Origin of the sequence: Vibrio sp. M260118 (assembly GCF_036533755.1) — a bacterium.
Lineage (GTDB): Bacteria > Pseudomonadota > Gammaproteobacteria > Enterobacterales > Vibrionaceae > Vibrio.
Genome location: NZ_JATABG010000363.1, coordinates 1 through 3,435, shown reverse-complemented (window position 1 = coordinate 3,435; position 3,435 = coordinate 1). Strand labels below are relative to the sequence as shown.

Below are 3,435 nucleotides of genomic sequence, written 5' to 3'. Positions count from 1 at the left end.
GTCTATTAAAGTACCACTGCTTTTTCTTAGAAGAATCTAAGAAGGCCCCAAAACCCAGTTATTGGTTTTGGGGCTTTTTTCTTTTATTGCGCTTTCGCCATGGAAAGATAACAAATCGCATCCATAGATGGAGAAACAGCAAGCTATTGAAGGCAAAACCCGCCATGATTAGTGCGATGGATTCGATACTTTGAGGATTATCTCGAAAAGCAAACCACCAAATGATCCAACATAGCACCGACAGTACAGTGAGTTGATCCATACAGCGTTGGCAACGGCCAATTTTCTTCCAAAACCAGTCGCTATTTTTACAGTATTTACATGTCATGGAGGCAGTGAATTGGTAAGATACGAGGTCTTAGCATATCTCAAATAACGTGAAAGTGATAAAAATGATCGAACGTCAACAAACCAAACAGCGTATGAGCCGCATTGTAAAGCACAATGGCACTATCTACCTATGTGGCCAAGTTTGTGCAGATGCAACCAAAGATATTACAGAGCAGACTCAGACTATGTTGGATAAGGTTGAAGAACTGCTGCTAGAAGCGGGCAGTGACAAAGAGCATATACTTTCAGCGACCATCTATCTTAAGGATATGAAAGATTTCCAACAAATGAATGCTGTATGGGACGCTTGGGTTCCAGAAGGTCATGCGCCTGCACGTGCCTGTGTGACAGCTGATATGGCTCGTGAAGCACTCTTGGTTGAAATCTCTGTGATTGCCGCAGAGAAGTGATTGTCTAGAAATAACCCTCTAGAAATCAAAAAACGAGCCGTGTGGCTCGTTTTTTTGATTATTCGCTAGTGGAATTAGGCCAAATAAGTTTCTAGCTCTTCACTGCCCCCAATGTGCTTACCACCGATAAATACCTGCGGCACTGTTGTGCGACCAGAAATAGCACGTAGGCTCACAGTCGTCGCATCTTGTCCTAGAATCACTTCCTCGTATTGAAGACCGTGATCAATCAGTGTCTGCTTGGCTTTAACACAGAATGGGCAGCCTGGTTTGGTAAAGACAGTGATCGATTCTTGAGTTTTATAGTTCGGTGCAACGTACTTCAGCATAGTATCGGCATCCGACACTTTGAACGGGTCGCCCGGCTCGTTTGGCTCAACGAACATTTTCTCTACCACCCCATTTTTCACCAGCATGCTGTAGCGCCACGAACGCTTGCCAAAGCCTAGGTCGTTTTTGTCTACTAGCATGCCCATACCATCGGTGAATTCACCGTTACCATCTGGAATAAAGGTAATGTTCTCTGCTTCTTGGTCTGCTTTCCAGGCGTTCATTACAAAGGTGTCGTTGACCGACATACAGATAATCTCATCAACGCCATGCTCTTTGAACACCGAAAATAGCTCGTTGTAGCGCGGTAGGTGGCTTGATGAACAGGTTGGGGTGAAAGCGCCTGGCAAGCTAAACACAATCACGGTTTTGTCCTTGAACAAGTCATCACTCGTGATGTTAACCCAAGCGTCACCTTGGCGGGTAGGGAATGTAACCTGAGGTACGTTTTGGTTCTCTTTCGATGCAAACATAATAATTTCCTTAAATTGGATTTTTGATTTTGTTGCTGAGCTTATAGTTGTATACGCTTCGCTCTGCTTTGTTGCAACCATTATCAAAGAAACTCTTTGATAGCTCTAATCGTTTAATGTTATGGTTTCGATAGGTCATTTCTATCATTGAAGATGGAGAGCAAAGAGAGTGAATATTCGAGATTTTGAGTACTTAGTCGCGTTGGCGGAGCATAAACATTTCCGCAAAGCGGCTGAGGCTTGTTTCGTCAGCCAACCCACCCTGAGCGGTCAGATTCGTAAGTTAGAGGAAGAGCTAGGTACAGCTCTGCTTGAGCGAAGTAGCCGTCGGGTACTGTTTACCGAGGCAGGTTTGCAGTTGGTTGATCAAGCTAAATGTATTTTATCGGAAATCAAAACCTTTAAAGATATGGCGAGTGGCCAAGCGGGTGATATGGTAGGGCCGATGCATATCGGTTTTATACCTACGGTCGGTCCTTATCTACTACCGAAAATTATCCCTATGCTTAAAGAAGCGTTTCCTGAGTTAGAGCTGTTTCTGCATGAGGCGCAAACTCATCAGTTAGTACGTCAACTGGAAGAGGGAAAACTCGATTGCTTGGTGCTGGCGTCCGTGGCAGAAACCGCCCCTTTCAAAGAGATTGAAGTATATAACGAGCCGTTGAGCCTTGCGGTGCCATGTGATCATGAGTGGGCTCAATTAGATCACGTCGATATGCTCGAACTTAATGGCAGAACTGTACTTGCTTTAGGAGATGGGCACTGCTTGAGGGACCAAGCTTTGGGCTTTTGTTTCGCCGCAGGTGCTCAGGATGATGAACGTTTTAAAGCAACGAGCTTAGAAACACTGCGTAACATGGTAGCCGCTGGAGCTGGGATTACTTTGTTACCTGAACTGTCAGTGCCGAAAGAGAAACAGAAAGATGGTGTATGCTATGTGCCCGCGACCAACCCTGTCCCATCGAGAAGTATTGTGTTGGCTTATCGTCCCGGCTCACCACTAAGAGCGCGGTTTGAACAATTGGCACAAGCGATTAAGTCTCACCTAGAAACAAAGTAATCGACGCCAATGAAAAGAGGCTGATGTTTTCATCAGCCTCGTTTCGTTCTGTTTAGAACAACTCCTCGCTTCCGTCGGTAGAGTAGATACTGTCGGTTATCTCACTCGTGACGTACTCCGTCGGCTCAGTGCCTTCCAGGAAGTATTCAAACATTGAGCTTGAATCAAACTTATTAGTCAATAGCCCTGAGTCTCGGTCGATGCGAACTCGCACTATATGTGGAGGGATTGCCTTGCTCTGTTGTGGAACGCCGTCCAGTGCGGTACCAATAAAATCGACCCATGCGGGTTGAGCCGTTTTCGCACCAGCTTCAGCGCCCGTGATTTGGTCTTTGCCTAGGTTGCTATTTTGCGTAGTTCTGCCTAGTTTGCGGGTGTGGTCATCGAAACCTACCCAAGCGATAGCCACCATACCTGGACCGTAGCCGTTGTACCATGCATCTTTTGAATCGTTGGTTGTACCGGTTTTACCACCGATATCGCGGCGTTGAAGTTTCTGCGCTCGCCAACCCGTACCGTTCCAACCAGTACCATCTCGCCAGTTACCACCGCCCCAAACGTTGCTATACATCATTTCGCGCATTAGGAATGCTGTTTGTTCTGAGATCACTTGTGGTGCATATTGAGGCTCATCAGATGGCTCAGTCGTTACATCTTGCTCAGCAAACTCGCTCATAACGGGTGCAGGCTGAGTACAGTCTTGGTGACAAACGACTTTTGGTGATGCTTCGAACTCGATCTTGCCGAATAGGCCTTCCACGCGCTCAATGTAAAATGGCTCTACGTAATAGCCTCCATTAGCAAACACCGAGTAACCTTGCGCCATTTTCAT

Annotated in this window: 5 protein-coding genes; 2 read left to right on the top strand and 3 right to left on the bottom strand. The window is 46.2% G+C overall.

Translation table 11 applies throughout. From position 1 onward, the window contains the following. Positions 1-58 precede the first annotated feature (58 nt). On the bottom strand, positions 59-328 hold the full coding sequence (locus QTO00_RS16785; protein ID WP_331425804.1) for a DUF3624 domain-containing protein: 270 nt from the start codon (positions 326-328) through the stop codon (positions 59-61). 64 nt (positions 329-392) lie between these two features. Between QTO00_RS16785 and QTO00_RS16780 the strand changes: the two genes are divergently transcribed. Beyond that, entirely contained in the window at positions 393-740 is a 348-nt protein-coding gene (locus QTO00_RS16780) for a RidA family protein (RefSeq protein WP_331425803.1), read from the top strand. Positions 741-814: 74 nt separating this feature from the next. On the opposite strand, the gene QTO00_RS16775 is transcribed toward QTO00_RS16780, so the two are convergent. Further along, positions 815-1,543 (bottom strand): redoxin family protein, encoded by a 729-nt coding sequence (locus tag QTO00_RS16775; protein WP_038203807.1) that lies wholly within the window; start codon positions 1,541-1,543, stop codon positions 815-817. 169 nt (positions 1,544-1,712) lie between these two features. Between QTO00_RS16775 and oxyR the strand changes: the two genes are divergently transcribed. Continuing rightward, positions 1,713-2,603, top strand: coding sequence for a DNA-binding transcriptional regulator OxyR (gene oxyR / locus QTO00_RS16770; RefSeq protein WP_038203724.1), 891 nt, complete (start codon positions 1,713-1,715; stop codon positions 2,601-2,603). Positions 2,604-2,655: 52 nt separating this feature from the next. Here oxyR and QTO00_RS16765 read toward each other — a convergent pair. Next, a partial coding sequence (locus tag QTO00_RS16765) for a penicillin-binding transpeptidase domain-containing protein (RefSeq protein WP_331425802.1) occupies positions 2,656-3,435 on the bottom strand: 780 nt, incomplete at its 5' end.

Bases quoted from the DNA above. Each gene is read 5' to 3' on its own strand.
- QTO00_RS16785 (WP_331425804.1), bottom strand. From the start codon at position 328: ATGACATGTAAATACTGTAAAAATAGCGACTGGTTTTGGAAGAAAATT.
- QTO00_RS16780 (WP_331425803.1), top strand. From the start codon at position 393: ATGATCGAACGTCAACAAACCAAACAGCGTATGAGCCGCATTGTAAAG.
- QTO00_RS16775 (WP_038203807.1), bottom strand. From the start codon at position 1,543: ATGTTTGCATCGAAAGAGAACCAAAACGTACCTCAGGTTACATTCCCT.